This is a genomic window from Clostridium sp. C8-1-8, assembly GCF_009928445.1.
Taxonomy (GTDB): domain Bacteria; phylum Bacillota; class Clostridia; order Clostridiales; family Clostridiaceae; genus Clostridium_AR.
Window position 1 is genome coordinate 158,233 of the sequence record NZ_JAABNO010000006.1, and the last position, 23,046, is coordinate 181,278.

12 protein-coding genes and 1 riboswitch are annotated in these 23,046 nt (G+C 33.2%); of the genes, 1 reads left to right on the plus strand and 11 read right to left on the minus strand.

Annotated elements, in window-relative coordinates; all coding sequences use genetic code 11:
* Positions 1–6: 6 nt before the first annotated feature.
* The 3 genes from GXK57_RS08750 to GXK57_RS08760 form a co-directional block, all read right to left on the minus strand.
* Positions 7–1,974, minus strand: coding sequence for an LPXTG cell wall anchor domain-containing protein (locus GXK57_RS08750; protein ID WP_160674498.1), 1,968 nt, complete (start codon positions 1,972–1,974; stop codon positions 7–9).
* Positions 1,975–2,475: 501 nt separating this feature from the next.
* On the minus strand, positions 2,476–3,531 hold the full coding sequence (locus tag GXK57_RS08755) for an acyltransferase family protein (protein ID WP_128215482.1): 1,056 nt from the start codon (positions 3,529–3,531) through the stop codon (positions 2,476–2,478).
* A gap of 304 nt (positions 3,532–3,835) precedes the next feature.
* The gene (locus GXK57_RS08760) at positions 3,836–4,444 is read right to left on the minus strand and encodes a hypothetical protein (RefSeq protein WP_128215483.1); all 609 of its coding nucleotides are present in this window, start codon (positions 4,442–4,444) and stop codon (positions 3,836–3,838) included.
* 328 nt (positions 4,445–4,772) lie between these two features.
* Here GXK57_RS08760 and GXK57_RS08765 point away from each other — a divergent pair, with 328 nt between their 5' ends.
* The gene (locus GXK57_RS08765; protein WP_128215484.1) at positions 4,773–5,231 is read left to right on the plus strand and encodes a Ger(x)C family spore germination C-terminal domain-containing protein; all 459 of its coding nucleotides are present in this window, start codon (positions 4,773–4,775) and stop codon (positions 5,229–5,231) included.
* Positions 5,232–5,355: 124 nt separating this feature from the next.
* Here the strand turns inward: GXK57_RS08765 and GXK57_RS08770 are convergent, their stop codons facing one another.
* The 8 genes from GXK57_RS08770 to GXK57_RS08805 form a co-directional block, all read right to left on the minus strand.
* Positions 5,356–12,741 carry an immunoglobulin-like domain-containing protein gene (locus tag GXK57_RS08770; RefSeq protein ID WP_128215485.1) on the minus strand — a complete coding sequence of 2,462 codons (7,386 nt, stop codon included), beginning with the start codon at positions 12,739–12,741 and terminating at the stop codon, positions 5,356–5,358.
* A gap of 406 nt (positions 12,742–13,147) precedes the next feature.
* A complete protein-coding gene (locus GXK57_RS08775) occupies positions 13,148–14,119 on the minus strand; it encodes a Gfo/Idh/MocA family oxidoreductase (RefSeq protein ID WP_128215486.1) in 972 nt (323 codons plus the stop codon).
* Between the two features lie 53 nt (positions 14,120–14,172).
* Positions 14,173–15,231: a HAMP domain-containing sensor histidine kinase gene (locus tag GXK57_RS08780; RefSeq protein WP_160674501.1), complete on the minus strand. Its 1,059-nt coding sequence runs from the start codon at positions 15,229–15,231 to the stop codon at positions 14,173–14,175.
* Positions 15,228–15,902 carry a response regulator transcription factor gene (locus GXK57_RS08785; RefSeq protein ID WP_160674504.1) on the minus strand — a complete coding sequence of 225 codons (675 nt, stop codon included), beginning with the start codon at positions 15,900–15,902 and terminating at the stop codon, positions 15,228–15,230. The genes GXK57_RS08780 and GXK57_RS08785 overlap by 4 nt, the downstream gene beginning before the upstream one ends.
* Positions 15,903–16,304: 402 nt before the next feature.
* A complete protein-coding gene (locus tag GXK57_RS08790; protein ID WP_160674507.1) occupies positions 16,305–17,408 on the minus strand; it encodes a radical SAM protein in 1,104 nt (367 codons plus the stop codon).
* Between the two features lie 99 nt (positions 17,409–17,507).
* Positions 17,508–17,939: a ferritin family protein gene (locus tag GXK57_RS08795; RefSeq protein ID WP_160674510.1), complete on the minus strand. Its 432-nt coding sequence runs from the start codon at positions 17,937–17,939 to the stop codon at positions 17,508–17,510.
* Between the two features lie 373 nt (positions 17,940–18,312).
* Positions 18,313–21,474: an LPXTG cell wall anchor domain-containing protein gene (locus GXK57_RS08800; RefSeq protein WP_160674513.1), complete on the minus strand. Its 3,162-nt coding sequence runs from the start codon at positions 21,472–21,474 to the stop codon at positions 18,313–18,315.
* 156 nt (positions 21,475–21,630) lie between these two features.
* Positions 21,631–21,712, minus strand: a riboswitch (cyclic di-GMP riboswitch).
* 99 nt (positions 21,713–21,811) lie between these two features.
* Positions 21,812–23,044 carry a response regulator gene (locus GXK57_RS08805; protein ID WP_160674516.1) on the minus strand — a complete coding sequence of 411 codons (1,233 nt, stop codon included), beginning with the start codon at positions 23,042–23,044 and terminating at the stop codon, positions 21,812–21,814.
* Positions 23,045–23,046 lie beyond the last annotated feature (2 nt).

Below are 23,046 nucleotides of genomic sequence, written 5' to 3' on the forward strand. Positions count from 1 at the left end.
ATAAAACTAGTTTAATTTAGCCACTCTTTTAAATCTAGTGATTGCAAAACCAAATAATACAAGTACTACACCTAATATAACTAAAGACATTGTTCCAAAGCTTGATCCAGTCTTAGGTAATACTTGTGCTGAGTTTGATGAATTTGAAGATTTTTCTGCTATTATGAATTTACTAAAGTGTGGAGTCTTGAAGGTCACTTTGTTGCCATCAACTTTTGTATCCATTAACTCAAACTTCTTTGTATCTTCATTATAATAGAATACAGCTAAGTTATTCTTATCTAAGCCTTTTAATTCTTCATCACTCAGATTTATAGCTATTTCTGCTGAACCATTGGCAAACTTATGTATAGCTGTTCTCTTATCACCATCTACTAATGTAAGATCAAAACTATAAAGTTTCTTTACAGCCTTTAGCCCTTTAACTATGTCAGTGTTATCTGCAACAGTTGTATCTAATACAAGCTTTGAACTGTCTGTTATTAAGCTCTTATCAACCACTGAGAATGGTAAGTTTACTATCTCATTTTGTCCAGCTTTTAATTGAAGAGATCCATTACCTTCTTTTATTGCTTTTGTATCTGCTATTGTAACTTCTACCTTGTTGCCAGAAGCTGCGCTTGTAGCATCAACTACATTTGCTGCATCTTTATCTAATTTGTTTACTGCTACTGGTAGCACTCCATTTTTTGCTGTACCTACTACTGTTTTGTTAGTAGTTGATGCTGTGGTTGTATTTTGTGTTGTTGATGAAGTAGCAGCAGTTGGAGTTGAAGTTCCTGTAGCAGTTGGAGCTGTTGACCCAGCACTTCCTGATGCACCTGTTGTGATTCCTGGAGCTGTTGTTGAATTATTGCTACCACTATTTCCTGTAGCACTTCCACCTTGTCCATTTCCTGAAGCTGGTGTTTCTGACTTTGTTTCTGGTACTGATGCATTATTTATAATTTTATATATACCAACATGATCCTTTTTATCTTCATTGTAAAAATAACCTGATAGGAATATATTGTTATCATCGTATACTGCAATAGAATCCATATTCTTATCAACTTCATATTTATTTACCCATTTACTATCTACAAACTTCTTAACAAATCCATTTTCTACAGTCCAAAAGTCGCCATTACTATCTTGTGCAAAATCATTCTTTGTTCTTGAAAATAAAACATCACCTAGCTTAGCAGTATTATTTTCAAAATTAAATTTTGAAGCAGTAACTTCGTGTTTTGAATTTTCTACTAAGGCACACAATGAGTTATTCTGAACATATAATCTAAGAATGTTATAGTTTGTTTCTCTTGGATTATCATTTATAGTGTATTCCTTTATAGAACCATCCTTATTAATTATCTTTATATATTCATCAACTGAACCATATCTTGTAAATAACCCATAAATATTATCTCCAGATTTATCAGTAGCGCTATTTTGTAGACTATACTCACTACCATACTCGATTACCTTGTTTGATGGTGAAACTAAACCATGTACATATTCAGATTTATAGTCACCATAATACTGATACCATCTGTCACCATAAATATGATATACATCTATTTTCGCATTGTTACCATACTTATTTTTTGTAGCATTTTTTTGTTCTTCAAAGCTGTAATCGCCTACAGTTTCTCCCTTTTCTAAATCATAAACATATAAATGACTTCCTTTTTCATCTTCTTTATCTAGAACATATTTTGATCTTCCAAGATAATCAGATATATAGCCATCAAGTTTTTTAGCTTTAGTATCTTTAATATAAGTTAAAGATACTTCTCTATCGCTGAAATCAATCGTAGCAAGAGAATTATCCTTATAAATCAGCTTATCCATTGCATATCCCTCAGTATAATCTAAAAACTTAGGAACACTCTCTTCTGCATTTACTATTTTGCTAATTAGGCTTGTAGGAATAACCGTTACAACAAAAAAGTAAACTAAAAGCAAACTAAACACTTTCTTAAAATTTTTCATTTCTTTTCCCCCTATTATATAATTTACCATAATATTATATTATATTTCATATTATTACAAAAGTTGACATAACATTTAAAAACTCCTCTTTTATAGTTCTTTTTATTATTTATCTCAATTTCTCATTTAATTTCTTATCAGTTCTTTTTTTTGTACAGCTATTATAATAAAACCTAATATAATATTAAAAGACACTTCATATACTATAAATTTTCTAGTGAAAACTTTTAACCATTGATTTTTAGAAAAAAATACTGAAAGAAGTGCATTCCAGCGCCTTTTTAACCGTATACATTTTATACTAATACATTTTTTTGTACTCAATAACTTTATTTAAATCTCATTCCATAATATACCTTATTCCAGTTTTTTTTACTGCTTCAGTATTTACCGTAAAATCCATTCTAAACCCTTTAAGTTACCAGCTTTAGCTATCAATTGTTTATAACTGTCTAAACAGTAAAGAAGCTGCTGGCTCATTGCCAACAGCTAATAAAAATCCTAATTTAGTTGTTTCACAGATCTTCCTGTAGCCCAGGGTATGTTATTGTTAAATAGTTTGAAAAATAGCTTTTGTATTACTGCAGCCTTTAAAACTGCTATAAGTATCTTATATATTACTTGTCCTGTTTTTAATTGTATCCCCATAAAACCTAGCACTTGAAAAACTATTATCATAGAGACTCTTTCAAAACCACATAATATAATAGTATTTTTACCCATATCAGCTAAATACGTAGATTTGCTCAATGAAAAGGCTACAATTATATTAGCAGCAATTAAAATAAATGTTATGAATAAAGTAATTATTTGAGCAACTGTAGTATTTATAAACGCAATTGATGATATATCAGAATGTCTCCTAATAGCCTCATCTAATACAGAGAACTTACAGTAAATATAGAATGTAACTATCAAAGTTATGATACCAAACATTTTAATAATTTTTTTAGTTTTATCGTCAGTCTTACTCATCGATAAGCTTTCTAACTTAGGATAAATTAAATCACCTATACAATAAAAAAACGTATAGTATATAGCGCTATCTATATTTAAAAACATTGTTGTATTAAAAGGCATTTTAAGAAAAAATGCACTCATAATAGTCATAGTAAATGTTATTATGACTATTAAAATAGATTTTTTCAAAATTCTATTTAATATGTAATAAATTATTTGTATTGAAAATAAGCAAGTTAAAAACCATAATTGAACGGCAAAATCGATATGATCCCTAACTCCAAACAAACCTTGTGTTAAAAAAGCAGGAATCTTACTTACATCTCCATTATTAACAACTATTTCAACAACTATATTAATAGCACAAAAGAACATATAAGGCACTAGGGTTCCTTTTATACATTTTATAATATAATCTTTTGCTGTTAATACTTTTCTCCTAGAGAAGAAAAAACCTGATAAAAAAAAGAATAGTGGAACATGATATCTAAATACGAAAGTTGTAATTATGTCTTGTGGTCCTATATGACCGATAAAAATAGCTAATATTGCAAGTCCTTTACAAACATCAACCCATTCTACCCTTTTAGTCTCCATTATAATGCCCTCCTGTATATGTCAGCTTCTCTTTCATTTAGATTATACATTAGAAAACTCATCTTATCAATTTTCAGCAATTATCTACAATAATTTATATTATACATCAAAAAGAGCCACTAGCAACATTTACGCCATCAGTGGTCTCTTTCGCAGTTTAGTAGTATTATACTTTCTATAATATAAAATATTATATCTTAAATTAATAACAATACTCCTATATTTAATTATATTGTACAAGCTCCTCAAAGCATCAGATACCTAACCACTTAATTTCAACACAAAGATTTTACAGCGCCTACCGTTATTTAAATAAATCCTTAAGAATACCTAAATTATTTTTAATATATTCCCTCAAATCTACTTTTATCTTTATAGAACTGCCTTCTACCTTAGCTTCATTAATCTTTATTTTCTGTAGCTTTAATATTATCTTACTCTGTGCTTCATCTATATAGATAAGATCATTTTCATGGTTCTTAAGCTCTTTCATCACTGTACTGTTTGATATTTTTATCTTTCCTATCTGAGCACTTTGCAAAGCTAATACGATGTTATTATTCTCTGTACCTACATCAAATACCATCTTGTATTGAGAGTTTAAAGAACCTATTAAGTTTACTTTTTGATAAAAAACTATGTTATTATTTTCTATTTGAGCCTTAAAATCATGGACATTATTGTTTGCAGCAATTAATGTATTTAATTTAGTTTCATCTATGGAAAGATTTAAGGAAAAGTTTTTAAGATCTAAAGCCTTAGTGTCTAGTAAATTGCTATCCGAGGCATTTACCTTACTTTTATCGAAGTAATCCACTTCTTTTTCAGGCTTTATTAAGAATATTCCTACCCCTATAAGTATAATTAATACAATTATTATCGTAGAACCTGCTATTTTTGTTCTTCTTTTCATAAAAGACCATCCAATCTTATTAAATTTTGCTAGTAGCCTACGTATTGCCTAGGCAATTATCGGCTTTGCAATCAGCTTAATATTCACTATCTTTGTTTCACACATAATTATATATATGTCATTATACACACTTTTTATTTATATTATCAATGCTCTGCTTCTTATGTTTATTTTAGCATTTTAACAGCCATACTAATCTAGAAAGTAATAGCAGTTAGTAATTTTATATCTCCTAGATCTATAGGCAATAGCATTAACGAATAAATAGAATTAACGTTTATAGAAAGTTGTTTCATATAAAAATATACAGGATTTTAGCTGATGTCCATTGGAAAAAGATGAGTCCAAGTTTTTTAATATTTTAAATAACACTATCAGATCCAGCTCATTAGAATACAATTATGATGGGAACAAAGTTCCCATGGGGTTTGGAATAAACAAATCTAAAACAAAAATAAAAATTAAAAAACCATATAATAACAACCTAACCTTTGATATAAAAACACAAATAGATGCTGCCTTAGAAGAGGTCAGCGAAGACTACAAAGATACAAATCGTATTGAAGAAGAGCTTGAACTTTATATTAAGGATAAACTAACTCATCTTTGCGAAAAACTCAAAGAGAATAAGTTGGATACTCTTAATCTTCAGCGGATATATTGGGCTAAAAACTCTTCTTACAACCTTTCAGATGATTGGCTGGAAGGTAAGTATAGCAAAGTTAACTTCAATATAAGCGTTAAAGTTGATATAAACTCATCTGGTGTATTAAAGATGAGATATTAATTTCAATAAAATGAAAAGCTGCTACCTTAGCTTAACGCCTTGGTAGCAGCCTTCTATAATTTTTCTAACTACTTTTTACTTAAACTTCCTATTATAAGAATAACCTTTTTAATATGTTAAGCTACTACATATTAGTCTTCTTGTTTCTTCTCATAACTACATATCCTAGAGCAACTAACATGAATCCTGCTAGAGCTACAGAACCTGTATTGATTGGTGATCCAGTCTTAGGAAGATTGTCAGTAGTAGTTATAGTTGTTGGCTTTGATAATGCATTTGACTCTACAACAAAGTAATCTGAACAGTGATTTGTCACGTAAGACACATAACCTTCGCTATCAACTTGTACAGTTTTAGCTACTATATCATAGTTGTTCTTGTCTGTATAGAATCTACCAACATCAACAGTCTTATTTGCCCATTGCTTTCCTACATAAACCTTAGCAGTAGCCTTACCTGGTAAGTAACCATCGTAAGTATATGAGAATGTAGCATACTCAACTTCTTTTCCTGCATCAGATTTAAGTTTATTTCCAATGGTGCTTATAAGCTCAGCAGATGGTTCCTTTAAGGATAAATCTATCTTGTCCATTCCTGCAAACTTATCTGCAGTTATGTCCTTACCATTAAATGTCCAACCTACCTTATTTCCAACAAAGCTTAAGGAAATATCTTTACCATCAATTGCACTAAAGAACTTAGTATCAACTACTGGTTTTTCTTCTATACCTACTTTTACTGTTTTTCCTTCATAATTTGTGTTTCTCTTTTCGATAGACATTATGAATAGATCTACTAGGTAATCTCTGTTTCCACCAATATTAAGTTCATTTGCTTTAGTTATACTTGCCTTGTCTTTGTCAGTTGGATCAATAAGCTCTCCACCGCTGTTTAAGTCATAAAGCACTGGAACGGTTCCTTTTAACTTAATACTAAAGTCCTTAGTATCGCTTATCTTTCCTTTTGATATAGTTGCAGTTAACTTAACATCTGTGTCAAATAGTGGTCTTGCAAGTGTTCCGTCCTTAGAAACTAAACCTGATGGATTAGATGCCCAAGTTATAGCAGTTCCATTTGAACCATTGCCAGATAGTATAAGTGGTTTAGTAACACTAGTTGCACTATCACCATCTGCATATTTCACTTGTAAGCTGTCCTTATCTGAACTTACTGACTGAGTATCATTAAGAACTACAGTCTTATTTATAGCATTATCAGCCAAGGTTACAAACTTAAAGCTTACCACCTTATTGTTTCCATCTAACTCATAAACTCCTAAGTATTTATTCTTAGTGTAATCACCAAGAGCTATATCACTACCTGAGGTATATGGATTAGTAACAAATGTTCCTGTTGGTGCTGTATCTCCTACATTAGGTGTTGTTACAGTGCCGTCTAAAACTTTAACTGCTAGGTGGTTTCCTTGTGCTGCTGTTCCAGTTATCTTAGTTGTTCCTGTAGCTGTTCCTACCGCTGAAGTTAAAGTAACTTCTGGAGCTGTTCTGTTAATTTGTTCATTTGTTAAAGTTACTGCTTTGAAGCCTACAACCTTGTTGTTTGAATCTAATTCATATACACCTAGATATTTATTCTTAGCGTAATCTCCTAAGCTAATATCTGAACCTGAAGTATATGGATTTATCTTTACAAGAGCTGATGGAAGTACATCTCCCTTGCTAGGAACTTTAACTACTGTGTCTGATACTATAACTGCTAGGTGATTGCCTATAGCTGCATTTGCCAATACCTTAGTTTTTCCTAAAGTAGATCCCTTTGCAGCAGCTGCTGCCAAGTCATAAGAAGCTGTATTGATATCTTCATTTGTTAAAGTAACTTGCTTAAAGCCTACTACCTTACCATTTGCATCTACTTCATAAACTCCTAGGTACTTGTTCTTTGTGTAGTCTCCAAGGTTTATGTCGGTTCCAGAAACGTATGGGTTTGTTACTCCTGTTCCTGTTGGTGCTGCATCTCCTACATTTGATGTTGGAAGTGTAGTGTCTGATACCTTAACCACTAAGTGGTTTCCTTGCCCTACTGTTGCTGTAACCTTAGTTTCTCCTAAAGTTGTTCCCTTCTGAGGTGCTACAGTCACTTCTGGAGCTGTTCTATTGATGTCTTCATTGCTTAAAGCTACTAATCTAAAGCCTACAACTTTGTTGTCAGCATCTAATTCGTATACTGCTACGTACTTGTTCTTTGTGTAATCTCCTAAGTTTATATCTGAACCTGAAATATATGGATTTATTATTCCAAGTCCTTGCGGCATTGCATCACCTTTGTTTGGTATTGCTACTACCGCATCTGATACCATAACTGCTAAGTGGTTACCTATTGCTGATTGTGCTATTATCTTAGTCTTTCCTAAAGCACTTCCCTTATCTGCTGCTGCAGCTATATCAGCTGAAGTTCTGTTTATATCTTCATTTGCTAAAGTTATTAGCTTAAAACCTACAACTTTATTGTTTGAATCTACTTCGTAAACTTCTAAATATTTATTCTTAGCATAATCTCCTAAGCTAATATCTGTTCCTGATACATATGGGTTTGTTACTCCTGTTCCTGTTGGCACTGCATCTCCTACATTTACATTTGTAGTTGCTGTGTCTGAAACCTTAACCACTAGGTGATTGCCATTGCCAGCTGTTGCTGTAACCTTAGTATCTCCTACCTTTGTTCCTGACTCTGCATCTGCAGTTACTTCTGGAGCTGTTCTGTTTATGTCTTCATTTTGAAGAGTGATTGTCTTGTAACTTACTATGTTTCCATCCTTGTCTACTTCATAAACTCCTAGATATTTATTCTTAGTGTAATCTCCAAGGTTTATGTCAGTTCCAGAAACATATGGATTAGTTACTCCTGTTCCTGTTGGTGCAGCTTCTCCCTTGTTTGCAACTGGAAGTTCTGTATCAGAAATCTTAACTAAAAGGTGGTTACCATTTCCTGCTGTAGCATTGATCTTAGTCTCACCTAAAGTAGTTCCTTTTTCAACTGTTGCAGTAACTTCTGGTGCAGTTGTATTTATATCTTCATTAGTTAATACAACTTCTTTAAAGCCTACTATCTTGCCATCTTTATCTACTTCATAAACTCCTAGATACTTATTCTTTGTGTAGTCTCCAAGGTCTATGTCAGTTCCAGAAACATATGGGTTTGTTACTCCTGTTCCTGTTGGTGCTACATCTCCTACATTTACTACTGGAAGGGTAGTGTCTGAAACCTTAACTACTAAGTGGTTTCCTTCTCCTACTGTTGCAGTAACTTGAGTCTTACCTCCAGTTGTTCCTTTCTCTGGAGCTACAGTAACTTCTGGTGCCGTTCTATTGATCTCTTCATTTGTTAAAGTAACTTGCTTAAAGCCTACTACCTTATCATTTGAGTCAAGTTCGTAAACAGCTAGATACTTATTCTTAGTGTAATCTCCTAAGTTTATGTCTGCTCCTGAAGTATAAGGATTAGTTACCCCTTCACCTACTGGTGCTGAATCTCCTATATTTACCGCTGGAATCTCTGTAGCTGAAACCTTCACTGCAAGGTGATTTCCGTTTCCTGCAGTTGCTGTAACCTTAGTATTACCTAAAGTTGTTCCTTGCTCAGGATCTAAAGTAACTTCTGGTGCTGTTCTGTTAATATCTTCATTTGTCAAAGTTACTGCCTTAAAGCCTACAACTTTGCCATTTGAATCAACTTCATAAACAGCTATATACTTATTCTTAGTGTAATCTCCAAGGTTTATGTCAGTTCCTGAAACGTATGGATTAGTTACTCCTGTTCCTGTTGGTTCTTCATCACCTATGTTTACTGTTGGTATTTCTGCATCAGAAACCTTAAGTACTAAATGATTGCCAGTTCCTGCTGTTGCAGTTATCTTAGTTTCTCCAGTGTTTGTTCCTTTTTCTGGAGCTACAGTAACTTCTGGCGCTGTTCTGTTTATCTGCTCATCATCTAAAATTATAGTCTTAAAGCCTACAATCTTATCATTCTTATCTAATTCATAAACGCCTAAGTATCTATTCTTAGTATAATCACCTAAGTTAACATCTGTACCTGAGGTATAAGGATTAGTTACTCCTTCTCCTACTGGTGCTGCATCACCTATGTTTACTGAAGGCAATGCCTTGTCTGAAATCTTAACTGCTAAGTGGTTTCCTGTTCCTGCTGTTGCAGTTACCTGAGTCTTACCAGTGCCAGTTCCTTTTTCAGCATCTGCAGTAACTTCTGGTGCTGTTCTGTTTATGTCTGCATCACTTAAAGCTATTAGCTTAAAGCCAATTACATTATTATCTGAATCTAATTCATAAACTGCTACGTATCTGTTCTTAGTATAATCACCTAAGTTAATATCTGTACCTGAAGTATATGGATTAGTTATTCCAAGGCCTAACGGCATAGCATCACCTTTATTTGGTGCTGAAACTGCTATTTCAGATACCATAACTGCTAGATGATTTCCTATTCCAGCTGTTGCATTTATCTTAGTTCTACCTAAAACATCTCCTTTTTCAGGACTTGCTACTATTTCAGGAGAAACTCTATTTACATCTTCATTTGTTAAAGTTATAAGTTTGAAACCTACCACTTTTTCATTTGAATCTAATTCATAAACACCTAAGTATTTATTGTTTACATAGTCCCCTAGGTTTACATCTGTTCCTGAGGTATATGGATTTGTTATTCCTAAACCTGTTTCCATATAATCTCCTGTGTTTGGAGTTCCTAGAGGTACGTTTGAAACCTTAACTGCTATATGGTCACCGATTCCTGGAACTACGTTAACCTTTGTGCTTCCATTGTTAGTTCCTTGTCCAACATTAGCCACTATAGCTTTAGCTTCTCTGTTTATATCTTCATTTGATAAGTTTACTAGCTTAAAGCCTACAACTTTTTCATTTGTATCTAATTCATATACTGCTATATATTTGTTAACAGTGTAATCGCCAAGATCAATATCTGTGTTTGAAGTATATGGGTTAGTCACTCCTACTCCTGTTGGAGCATCATCGCCTATGTTTGCAGTTGATACAACTGTTGAAGAAACTTTAACTGCTGTATGGTTACCAGGTTGAGGTGATGTTATAAGCTTACTTTGTCCTGTAGTGCTGCCTTTTTCTGGATCTGCTGTTATAGCTGGAGCTGCTATATTTATTTCATTAGTTGTTAGTTCTAGCAATCTGAACCCTACAACCATATTATCTCCGTCTAATTCATATACACCTACATACTTATTTTGAGTGTAATTACCAAGATATAAATCAGAACCTGGAACATAAGCATTAGTAACTCCTTCTCCTGTTGGAGCTGGATCACCTATATAAGGTGTCTTCAGAGTAGAGTCTGAAACCTTTACTGCAATATGATTGCCAAAGCCTGGAGTAACATTTATCTTAGTATCTGCAGTATTACTGCCTTTTTCTGCACTAGCATTTATTAGTTTAGCAGTAGTATTTACTTCTGCTGCTGATAACTTTATTAGCTTAAAGCCTAGAACCTTATCATTTTGATCAAGCTCGTATACTCCTAAATACTTATTTAAGGTATAGTCTCCAAGATTTATATCTGAACCTGAGTTATAAGGATTGTATACTCCTCCACCTATTGGAGCATTATCTCCTTCTACTGGAGTTTCTATAAGGTTATCAGAAACCTTAACTGCAATGTGATGAGTTACATCTGAAGTATTTACCATAACTCTAGTTTCCTGACTATTAGTTCCCTTTACTGCTGTTGCATCTACTGAGCTTGGTATACCATAGATCTGGCTATCTTGAAGATTAATAAGCTTAAAGCCTACAACCTTCTCACTGCTGTCTAGTTCATATACTCCTAAATATCTATTTATGTTGTAATTATCTAAATTAATATCATTACCTGCTACATATGGATTAGTAACTGCTGTACCTGTTGGTGCTGCATCTCCCTTATTCGGAGTAGCAATCGTAGCATTTGAATATTTCACTGCTAAGTGATTGCCATCAGCTGGAGCTGCATTTACTTTGGTGTCCCCTACCTGTGTTCCTTTAGCTGCAGTGGCAGTTAAAGCTGCTGCTGGTTCTTGAGTTGGAGTAGGCTGAGATGAACCACCAGTTGATGCTTCTCCCCCATCTAAAGCTCCATTGAGGCTTATTATTCTTTCCTTTGTTGGACTTCCATAAAGTATAGATATCTTACCTGCACTTGTTGGATTTTCAGAGGTATTATAGGTTACACTTATCTCTCCCGTCTGCCCTGGGCTAAGAGTACTCCCCACACCAGTTCTGTTTACAGTAAAGTCTCCTGTAGCTTTAATGTCTACAATATTTATAGACTGCTCTGATATATTAGTTATAGTTACTTTCTTAGTTAGTTCGTTAGTAGCTGCATTAAAGAACAAGCTACTGTTTGATACCTTAAGATCATAGCCCTGAAGCTTTCCTCCAAAGACTTTAAGATATATTTGTCCATTGCTTTCATATAAGAATAATACATCTCCGTTTGTTGAGTTAATTGATGCGTTAGCTACTGTTGTCTGAGCAACCTGCTGTGCAGCTCCAAAGGTTTCTCCTAGATCACCGCTTACCGCATAGTATACATAGCTTCCATCTGAGAATCCAGTTACTACGTTTCCATACCAGTCATCACTTAAGGATCTACCTTGAGAAACTTGGTTATTACCCATATCTGGCGTTGTTGAAATTCCAGTTGACAAGTTAACCTTTACACCACTACTGCTTTGACCTGCGATAAGCAAGTAGCTTGCGTCGGCTGTTGCAGCAATGCTTCCAACTGAGTAGAACACTTGATTTCCTGGCATATGTGGTGCACTAAAGGTCTGTCCATGATCAGTACTTATATAATAAGTAATGCTTGGATTATCTTTTTGAACTATTACATTGTGAGTGAATGGATCTACATGCACATCTGAGAATACATATGACTCATTAAAATCATAATGAGAGAAAGTATCTCCTCCATCTTCACTCTTATAAAAGTTTTGTCCATTTTTATCAATGAAATATAAATAGTTACCATCTGTAGTCATATGTACACTCGATCCCATACCCATCATTCCCATACCATTGGATGCACCTACATCTACTGGTTGAGAGAAGGTTGCTGCATGATCAGTACTTCTTGAAAGCTTAATCATGCTGTTTTCTATCCAGGTTACATATACTATCCCCGATGATGATACTGCTACTTCAGCTTCATAGTTAGAGTTATAAACACTTACACTTGGGATAAAGCTTGCACCATTATCTGTGCTTTTGGCTACTCTGATACCTTCATTACTTCTGTAAACTGCATATATAGTTCCATCAGAACCAACAGCAAGCTTTCTTGAAGTATTTCCGTTTTGTAGTGTTGGACTACTTCCAACATCACTGACTAAAAGCGCCCCATAAAGGCTGCCATCAGTGTCTGCTTTTGCAATAAGTGATTTGTTTATTCCAGATAGTTGTACTACATCTACCAAAAGCATAGCAAGTACAACAAGGAACGTCACAAATCGTTTAGCGCTTTTGCTCCTCATAAGATCCCCCTTACTTCAAATCTTTATTTTTTTATTATAAGTAAACTTTATCAAAAAGTTCTCACAAAATTCTCACAAGAGCATATCTCACAGATCAAATTATTACTAGTAATTGTTTACACCTTTAGAAGTATACCTTTGAGTATGCTAAAATTACAAAAATGCATATGGGCAAAGTGTGGCAGGCTTCATAATCCCTCTTTTTTTATTTTTTCTCCTATGCCTGCATCTAAGCGTTGTACACATCCTTATCCAAAGCTTTATCCACAATATATTTTCCTAGGAAAAACACAAGGTTTTTCATTATACTTTTGTTATGACTTTAAATTTTGTAATGTATTCTTAAAGAATAAAAAAAACCAGCATTATTATAATGCTGGCTATCTAACCTTATACAAACTAATTTTTAATACTTTTGAGCTCCGCACTGTAATAAAACCTTATCGAATATTTCAGCACAGTCTATTGTATCCTTTAATGGTACTATATCACTCTCTAATTTATCTTCTTTATATAAACTGACAAAATGCTCTATCTGATAGATAAATCCATCCTGGAATTCCTCTTCAAACACTTCAACTAGATTATTCTGCCTATCGTATCTCTCACATCTTTTAGGCCCTAAGAAATCATATACTACTATATGTCCATTTGAACCATATATATGTGCATCTCTATTAGTTTCAGCTGTAAATCCGCAGCTTAATGTAGCTAATGCTCCGCTTCTAAACTTCATGTTCATCACCACAAAGTCATCCACTCCACTTTTACTCATAGTTGCTAGACTGTTTACGGTGTCAGGCTTTTCACCTAGTATACCAGTGGTAAATTCTATTGGGTACACACCAGCATCGTACAAGCTTCCTCCTGCAAGTTTAGGATTGTATAATCTATTTTCAGCATCAAAGGGAAAATTGAAAGCAAATGAAGCGCTAACAAGTTTTACTTCACCTATCTTACCTTCATCAACCCACTTCTTGGCCATCCTTGTTGTTGGAATGCATCTTGACCACATAGCTTCCATTAGGAGAACCTTTTTCTCTTTAGAAAGCTTACATAATTCCTCTGCATCCTTCTTATTTGTAACCATTGGTTTTTCACATATTACAGGTTTATTGTTCTCTAAACATAACTTAACCATATCAAAGTGAAAATTATGAGTTAGAGCTATATAAATAACATCAACTTCCTCATCTTTTATTAGATCAATATAACTATTATATGCCTTCTTTGATCCAAACTTTTCTTTAAAAGCTTCAGCTCTTTCTCTACTTGAAGAAGCTACTGAGTTAAGTTCTACCCCCTTAGTGTTAACTAAAACCTTTGCAAACCTAGAAGCTATAGCTCCTAATCCTATTATCCCAAATCTAACAACCATATACCCATCTCCCTTTTTTATGAATCCTCTACACTCCTATTAAACCACAAATTTCAATTTTCTATAATGGGTAATGTTATTATGAACTTAGTTCCTTCACCAATGTTGCTTTCAAAGGTTATAGTTCCTTGACATATTTCCACTATCCTTTTTACGATAGCTAGACCTAAACCATTACCTTCCTCAGCTCTTGAGGTATCTTCCTGATAAAACTTTTCATAAATTCTACTTTTACCTTCCTCTGATATACCTATTCCGTTATCCTCAATCTCTACTATAGCCTTTTTATCAAAAGTCTTTAAAGAAATATTTATCTTCCCCTTAGAGTTTGAAAACTTTATAGCATTGCTTATCAAATTAAGCCAAATTTGTTGAATGAGCTCTTCATCTCCGTTATATGTAAGTTCTTCTAATTCAATGTTAAGCTCTAGATCCTTTTGGGTCCACTGATCCTCTAATAACAATATAGTCTTCCTTATCTGCTCATCCAATGAAAATCTTTTTATTTCATTTTGAATCACTTGATTGTCAAGTCTAGAAAGCCTAAGTATGTTTGAACACAGATTGTTAAGTCGTTTTGTTTCTTCTATTATAATGTCTGTATATTCTTCAAATTTTTCTCTTGGAAGATTTTTATCCTTTAATATCTCCACAAAGCCTTGAATAGATGCTATCGGTGTCTTAAACTCATGAGATACACTGCTCATAAAATCTTTTCTCAAGTATTCCATGCTTTTAAGTTCTTTTATCATACTGTTAAAATTATTTGCCAAAACTCCTATTTCATCTTCACACTTAGCCTTGATCTGTATATCAAAATTCCCTTTTGCTATTTCTTTTGTGCTATCACTTAATTGTTTTATAGGTTTTATTATATGTTTTGTCACATAAAATACAGTAATAGAGCCTATTAAAGCACATATAATCAACGTTATTATAAGAAGGACTATTTGGGTTACATCTTTTTCTCCAAGATAAAAGTAAATATTCAAGTATTTAAAAATTTTATCTAATACTAGTGCAAAACCTAAGGATACAGCGCAGGAAAAACATAATATACTTATAAATGTAAGGGTAACTTTTGCTCTTATAGAGTTTGCTATCTTTTTCATATATATTTTTCCACCTTATACCCTAGTCCTCGAATGGTTACTATCTTAAATTCTGTTAGGTTATCAAATTTTTTTCTAAGTTTTTTGATATGACTATCTACGGTTCTTTCATCTGTATCTATATCCATACCCCATATCTCATCCATAAGCTGCTGTCTTGTAAATATTTTATTAGGATAACTCAACAATTTGAACAGTAGATAGAATTCTTTTTTTGGCAATTCATAAACTTCATCCCTTGTAGTAACTGTAAGGTTGTCATAGTTTAAAACTACATCGCCTATTACAATCTTACGCTCTGTTGATATCTTAGCTCTTCTTAAAAGAGCGGCAACTCTTAAAACCATCTCATTCATATCTATTGGCTTAACCATATAGTCATCTGTTCCTAGCGCGAAGCCTTTTTCCTTGTCCTCAAAGCTTTCTTTTGCCGTTACCATAAGTATAGGTATGTTGTAATCTGCTTCTCTTAGTGATTTTGTAAGCTCGTAGCCATCAACCTTAGGCATCATTATATCACTGATAATCAGATCTATATGAGTACCTTCCATAAGCTCTAAAGCCTTTTCCCCATTCTCAGCTTGATAAACCTCATAACCAGACTGCTCTAGTTTCGCAGCCATGAGCTTCCTTATATTTCTACTGTCTTCCACCACTAGTATACGAAACATTATAACCCTCCTGTAATTCTGATAACTTTCTTATAATTATTTTTTCCGCATCTGCCTTTTCTGAATGTATGTGAAGAAATTCTGGCAGGCGACATATTCTCTCTTTTACTCTTTATTTTAATAGCATTCTTAATATACTTAAGATTAGATATATAAAAAATGAATGTTTAAATAAAGAGTAAAACTATACTGTTCGAACGTAGTGAGTTTACAGTTTTAGCCAAAGATGTATCACTTCAATCCTTAAACTATTTTCAAAACTCTGCTGGGTTCTGAGCAGAGAATTTGAAAATATACAATCATTATGAAGTGATACATTGGTGGAATATGACAAAATCATATTAATTCTTTGCGCAAGCTCATTTAAGCATCGGATGCGTAACCACTTATTTCAACGCATTATTAAATCAATATACCTTCTCCAAGCAGTCTCTTTACTTCCTCTTCTTTTTCAAATAAAACACATCCACCGGCATGATCACCTGAAAGCACCTCATACTGTTTTAACTTTTTAAATAAAGGTGATTGAAGCGCTTCAAGCAAAGTACAATCCTTTAGATTTGTATCTGAGTATGGTGAAAATGGACATGGTTCTGCTCCACCGTTAGTATTTATGTGGAAGAAACCTCTTCCTGCTGCAAGACATCCTCCAGTATACTTTTCATCTCCAGGGAAGGATACAAAAATTGCATCTTCATATTCTACTCTCAGTTTTCCTTGTTCTACTTCCAATATGTCTCTTTCTATATCACTAGGTGCTAGATGCTTTGTGCTTTCTGCTACTGGCACATACTCTACAAATACCATTGCTCTACAGCCCTTATTATATAGCTTATCAAAGAATTCTTTGCTTGTAACTGTAGAAATATTTTCTGTAGTAACAGTAACGGAAGCACCGTATAATATACCTTTTTTATTAAGAGAATCCATTACCTTCATAAGAGTGTCATAGGTTCCAGCTCCTCTTCTGCTATCAGTTTGTTCCTTATTTCCCTCTATACTTAAAATTGGTACAAGATTTCTGTTCTTATCAAGCAATTTTAAATAATCTTCATCTATCATTGTGCCATTTGTAAATATAGGGAACATTATTTCTTTAACAGCTGACGCCTTCTCTATAACATCTCTTCTCATAAATGGCTCTCCACCAGCTAAAAGTATAAATGGTATTCCTATCTCTCTTGCTTCTTTAAATATTTCTCCCCATCTTTCTGCGGACATCTGATTATTATCTAAGCCTTCTCCACAAGATTTATTTGCTCTAGCATAACAGCCTTTACAAAATAAATTACAGGTACTTGCTATACTAGAAATTAAGAAAGCAGGTATATCTTGTCCATTAGCTTCAAAAGCTTCTCTTTTCTTTTTTGCTTCCTTGCTGGCTAGCATATACTTAACGATAAAAGCTGTCTCTCTTGGGTTCTTGAAAGATGCCTTCACTATATTATTTACTATATTTTCTACCCCACCACTCATATACTCTGATATATTAAAATCATTATCCATAAACCTTTTCCCCCTATTATTAATTCTTTGCGCAAGCTCATCTAAGCATCGGATGACTGACCACTTAATTTAAACACAGTACTTTAACATAGCCTAAATTTATTTAGCTTCAAAAGCCTCACTATATATTTTTGAGTGTGCTATTTCATCTGGAAGTATTCTTTTTAAGGCTTTAATATAGTCCTTATTGCCACCTTCAGCTATCTTTTTTTCAATCTCTACCGCAACCTTTGCTTCATTGCCACTGATCATCTTCAACTTCTTGTTTAGTGGCATTGGTCTTAGCAGATGGCCAACACACTTACCAACAGCAATACAAACCTTCTCTTCTTTCAATTCTATATTATATTGTTTGTGATAAAAATGTTTAAATATTCTTCCATGCATATGTTCTTGCTTGCCTGCTTCTTGTAAATGCTCTCCAAAATTAGGCTTAAAGTTCTTGTATTGCCTTCCAAGCACTGTATACAAACCAAAGGCAAACATCTCTGTACGAAAACTTTTTCTCACTTCTGCTTTTAAATTATCCATAATTACTCCTCACATAGCATAATAAATGCATTATATAAATATACCACTTCATAATAAAACTTATATTTCAAATTCTCCATTCAAAACCCAGCGGAGCTTTGAAAATATATTTCGAATTGAAGTGATATATCTTTAAAAATATACTTCGAATTAAAATGGCTCATATATAGTATATCTCTCTTATGTGTCCTAAATATGACCTAAGTAACACTAACAAAGAATTTTATAGACTCATATTTATTTTTTACCTTATGTAGCAAATCTAAACTCTTGATACTCTAAGGTTTATCCAGAAAAAGATTTTACACTTTCCTAGAAAGTAAAAAAGACTGTTAATCCTAGATTATATGATTAACAGTCTTTAGAATATTATTTACCTACTTTTTTTCTTAGCTAAAACCACTCCTGAAGCTATTATCACAATTCCTAAGATAACTAAAAGATTTGAGTCTATTAGTGCTCCAGTCTTTGGTAGTACCTCAGTTTTGTCTGTAATTACTTCCTTAGTTTGTGCGCTAGCTTTATTTGCATCACTTGCACTTGTCACAGGATCTGCTTTAGCTTCATCAGCATTTGCTTTTACTTCATCAGTTTTCACTTTAATTTCATCAGTATTTGTTTTAACTTCGCCAGTTTTCACTGGAGGCGTTTGATCTTGTATAGGCAAATTCTTAGTTTCAGATGAATCTATCTTTCCATCTTTATAATTATAACTTACATATTTTTTATCATTTATATTACTAACTTGGAACTTATACACTTCATCGCTCAAGTTATAACCCTTTGGAGCAGTCTTCTCTCTAATATAATAGTCTAAATCAAACTTCAAATTATTGAAAGTAACCTTGCCTTTACTATCAGTAGGCTCTGAAGTCTTTATTACATTTTTATATTGATCTAAAAGTTCAAACACTGCACCATTAAGCTTATCATTTGTATCTCTGTCTATCTTGTACACATCGATACTTCCACTTTCCCCTGCACTTACTCCACCTGCTACCTGATATCTTACTGTAACAGGATTTGTACTACTACTTCCATTACTACCGCTTCCCTTAAAGGTTGCAGTGTTTGTAAATGGAGACTTACTCTTGTCTGTTATATTGGTAGTAAACACAAGCTTATAGGCACTTTCAACAGTGGAAGGGAACTTAAAAGTAAAGGTTCTTGTATCTTTATCATATTTCACACTATTTATGCTTAGTGCAACTTCCTCTCCTTTTGTCAAACCTCCATTAGCATTAACTATATTCTTATAAAGCTTTACTGAAGTAGTATCTAGTTCTAGACCTTCTTGCAAGGTATCTACTATTGTACCAGCCTCCATAGGAATCTGATTAGAGTTCACATCTATGTTCCATTCTATAAATGAGTTTCCATCTACATAGTTACTATATTTATTTACAACTGAATTCTTTATTGTTATAGTAGCTGGATCACTAACGTTTGGAGGAATTATATCCCCAGACAATGAAGCACTATTATTTATTTGCTTATCTCCATTACTACTAAAGATGCTCAAGTCTGTAACCCTAGTTTTCAAAGTTATAATCTTAGTATCAGCTATATCACCTAAACTATAATTTACAGTATTCGATGCAGCATCATAACTATAATTATTATTATCAGCTTTAACTCCATTTAAGGTCAATGAATCTTGAACAAAACTCTGTCCACTAGGGATAACATCAGTCACTACAGCGTCCTTTATTGGCATCTTGTTCTTGTTTACAATAATTGTCCAAGTAGCTTCTCTTGTTACGTAGTCATAGTTTGTCCCATCTTTTCTTATTACTTCGCTACTAATATTTTGGTATCCAGTACTTTGACTTGTCTCAATACCTTCACCAATAATTGATGCAGTGTTAGAATAAGTTTTTGAAGTGTTAGCTGCAAATACTTTTGGATCTGTAACCTTTGTCTTAAAAATTATAGTATAGGTTCTTCCTACAGGTCCATCAAAATAATATTTAAGAGTACCAGTCTTATATTTGTCCATTTCTTCTGCATTATAACTAAAGCTACCGCTACTATCTTCGTCTATGGTTGCTGACTCATCAACATACTCTTGTCCTACTGGTATATAATCCGTAACCACAGCATTATTAATATTTGTAGCATTTTGATTCACAACAATCTTCCAGGTTATCTCTCCTGTAGCTGCATTATATCCCGAACCACTTTTATATATTATATTGCTTGGCACTTCTACTGTATTACTATCAGATGCATTTAATGGTACACCTTCTGCTTCAAGCGTAGCAGTATTTATATACTTATTTGACTTGTTTGAGTTATATGCTGAACTATCTACTACATATGTAGAGAAAGTTATGGTATGAGGCTCTTGTATTGTTCCTTGGAAGGTATAAGCAAATACATCATCATAGGTTGTGTACTCATCCAAACCTATACTGTTTCCATCAACCTCTATTGCATATTCATTAAGTCTAAGTCCTCTAGGAATAGGATCTCTAACCCTGGCATCCTTTATTGATAAACCATTATTATTAATCTTTATAACCCAATCTATACTTCTAGTACTTGGATTATAGGTTCCCTTTTTACTTATATAATCAGTTGTAACAACTACCTCTGCCTTGTTTGATAGCTCTTCTTTATCTCCATCATGCTTAAGGGTAACTTGGTTATATTCTGTAGTTTTAGCTCCCTCCGATTGAAACGCTGTAGGATCTGTAACTGTAGTTTTAAATACTATATTATAACTACTATTTATCTGGCCATTGAACTTATAGCGTAAGGTTCCTGATTTTGTACCTTCAGCATTACTTTCCCCTATATAGCTAAATCCAGACATAAGTCCCTTATTATCTATCGTTGCAGAGTTTTCTACATATTTTTGTCCAGAAGGAATCTCATCAACTATTTCAACATCATTTAGTACAAGTTTTTCCGGATTGGTCTTTATAGTCCATGTAATTTGATTTTTACTAGAATCATAACTTCCTGACTTTTGCAAATAAGTCTTTGGAGAAACCGGCTGCTGATGGAAGTTAATATCTATGGTTTTAGTGGAGTTTGCTCCTATATTAAATACTAATTTTTCAGGATTTGCATCCCCTATCTGACTTTTGTTAAAATAACTATCTACATAAAAATATCCGCTAATATTTGAATGTGAACTTGAGTAATCAGTAAAAGTTACAATAACATTACCTAAAGTATCTATATTAACCTTAGCAACTACATCTTCAGAATTAGCTGACTTCAAATCAAGACTTATTGGCTTTATAATCTGAATTTGTTTCGGTATCTTCATTGTGTAGGTATCGCCAGCCTTAACTAATGACGTATTAGGAATTGCAAACTTATAGTTTACTAGTACTTCAGATGTCTTGCTAACATCATTGCCTAATGTTTTTCCACTTCCGTCTGTCAAGTTTAAATCTGTAATAAAGTTAAAACTACTGCTTAAGTCTGCCGCTTTTGCAACTATTGGTTGCATACCAATACCACAGAGTTGAAATAGTACTATAATCGCTAGTGCTATTATAGATTTTCTTGCTTTTTTCATTTGTGTCCTCCTTATATTTTATTGGGGCATAAAATTTGTTTCAAATTTAATAAATGCAAGCTTTTGCTGTATATGACGACAAGTTGCTGTCCATTCTTAATATCACTAGGTTTGGTAATATCAAAATATATTTAGACAGTAAAAAAGACCAAACTATAAATAGTTGGTCGGTTGCACTACTAGCTGGCTATATACAAAGTGCCCAAATAAGTATATAGCTTAACGCTTCCAATATTGATAAATATAATTAAATAATAATAAGTATCAAGTGGTATGTCAATATAAACTTGTTATACTTTTCTTTTAGTTCCTTAAAGTAGCTGATTATTTTAATATTCTAAATTCCTAAATTATTTATTAGAGCATTATATAGCTCTATAGTAGCTTTTCTAGGCTTTACATCAAGCTCTTTTTCTAAAGTCTCCTGCATATCTTTATAAAACTTCATAAGCTTTATTCTGTCCCCTTTATAGAAATATATTTTCATCATAAGCTCATATACTTCTTCATTGTAGGTATTGTATTGAAGTAGCTTAGACAAGTATCTGATAGCTAAGTCATACTGTCTTTTGTCAATATAATAGTGTGCAAGCTTCATTGTTGTTTCAGTATATATGTCATTTAATTTTTGACTTTCATCTATAGCCCATAGATATCCCTTATTACCGTAAAGCTCACCTAGATATAAATCCAGTATAGCTTTAATCTGACTAGCATTGCTATCATCTAAAGTCCTATACTTTTCAAGCTTTCTAAAGTCCCAAAGATCACAATAAAATAAATCTATGTTTAAGGTATAACAGCCATTTTTATACTTTATTAATTCTTCTATAAAACCCGCTTTTTTAAAAGAGGACTTAAGTCTGTATATGGTGCTATGTAGGTTATGCTCAGCCTTTTTTTCTGGAAAGTCAGCCCAAAGCAGTTCACACAACTTCCATTTCTCCACTGGGCGGCCCTCACTAAGTACAAGATACGCAAACAGTTCCTCAACCTTTGAGGTTTCAAACTTGACCTGACTCAAAGACGAAGCACTGTTGCTTTCAGTAGATACAATAAGCTGTCCAAAGGATATAATTGAACATCTCTGATCCTTTTTATCTTCAGCACTACTAGAATCTTCATAATCTTTACTTTTATTAATATTCTCCTCAGCTTCACTAGCTGCTCTGACCTTTTTTTCATTCCCCTTTGATATTATAAGCGGATACCTTTTTATAAGCTTATCCACTGTCCTATTTACCTGTTCTTCTGTTACAGGCTTTAGAATATAATCTGAGGCTTCTACCCTAAATGCATCAAAGGCATATTCTTTGTATGCAGTAGCAAAAATTATCTTTATATCATAATTTAAGTCTTCTAAGGCTTCAGCTAAAGCTATTCCATTAATCCCTGGCATCTCTACATCTATAAATGCAACATCTGGCTTCAATAATTTTATTTGCTCTAGAGCCTCTCTAGGATTTGAGAAGGCTCCTACTATTTCTATATTTTTATTCTTACTTATTATATATTTCATAAGATTAAGTGTTGGCAGTTCATCATCAATAATGATAGCTGATAATCTCAAAA

Excerpts from the sequence above, each read along its gene's own strand:
- GXK57_RS08750 (WP_160674498.1), bottom strand. The coding sequence starts at position 1,974 with ATGAAAAATTTTAAGAAAGTGTTTAGTTTGCTTTTAGTTTACTTTTTT.
- GXK57_RS08755 (WP_128215482.1), bottom strand. The coding sequence starts at position 3,531 with ATGGAGACTAAAAGGGTAGAATGGGTTGATGTTTGTAAAGGACTTGCA.
- GXK57_RS08760 (WP_128215483.1), bottom strand. The coding sequence starts at position 4,444 with ATGAAAAGAAGAACAAAAATAGCAGGTTCTACGATAATAATTGTATTA.
- GXK57_RS08770 (WP_128215485.1), bottom strand. The coding sequence starts at position 12,741 with ATGAGGAGCAAAAGCGCTAAACGATTTGTGACGTTCCTTGTTGTACTT.
- GXK57_RS08775 (WP_128215486.1), bottom strand. The coding sequence starts at position 14,119 with ATGGTTGTTAGATTTGGGATAATAGGATTAGGAGCTATAGCTTCTAGG.
- GXK57_RS08780 (WP_160674501.1), bottom strand. The coding sequence starts at position 15,231 with ATGAAAAAGATAGCAAACTCTATAAGAGCAAAAGTTACCCTTACATTT.
- GXK57_RS08785 (WP_160674504.1), bottom strand. The coding sequence starts at position 15,902 with ATGTTTCGTATACTAGTGGTGGAAGACAGTAGAAATATAAGGAAGCTC.
- GXK57_RS08790 (WP_160674507.1), bottom strand. The coding sequence starts at position 17,408 with ATGGATAATGATTTTAATATATCAGAGTATATGAGTGGTGGGGTAGAA.
- GXK57_RS08795 (WP_160674510.1), bottom strand. The coding sequence starts at position 17,939 with ATGGATAATTTAAAAGCAGAAGTGAGAAAAAGTTTTCGTACAGAGATG.
- GXK57_RS08800 (WP_160674513.1), bottom strand. The coding sequence starts at position 21,474 with ATGAAAAAAGCAAGAAAATCTATAATAGCACTAGCGATTATAGTACTA.